Genomic DNA, 386 nt, shown 5'->3' on the forward strand with positions numbered 1-386 from the left:
TGTGCTGCGTTATCTGGGCGATGAGGCCACGCAACAGGCCTTGCGCGAGTTGCCGTTACCACGGATTACCTTCAACTACCTGGGGCAATTCGACGCCAGTTTTGATGATACGCAAGGCGCGTTGTTTACCCCGGCCACGGAAAATGCCGGTGCAGACCATAGCGCGCAAGCGCCCTTGGGCAACTGGCTGACGCTCAATGGCCAAGTGTTTGGTGGCGAGCTGAGTTTGAACTGGGCGTTCAGTGACGAGCGTTTCGAACCGGCGCTGATCCAGCACCTGGCGGATGAATATGCCGGGCAACTGCGTCAGTTGATCGAGCATTGCTGCGAGCCCGACCATCAGGGGGTTACCCCCAGCGATTTCAACTTGCTGTCGTTGAGTCAGG

Annotated in this window: 1 protein-coding gene; it reads left to right on the forward strand. The window is 58.3% G+C overall.

Going from position 1 to position 386, the window contains the following annotated elements:
- Window positions 1-386, forward strand: a 386-nt coding sequence (locus tag HX855_RS33010) for a hypothetical protein (RefSeq protein ID WP_178948098.1), incomplete at both ends; no start/stop codon positions are given.

Origin of the sequence: Pseudomonas sp. IPO3778 (genome assembly GCF_013386825.1) — a bacterium.
Taxonomy (GTDB): Bacteria; Pseudomonadota; Gammaproteobacteria; order Pseudomonadales; family Pseudomonadaceae; genus Aquipseudomonas.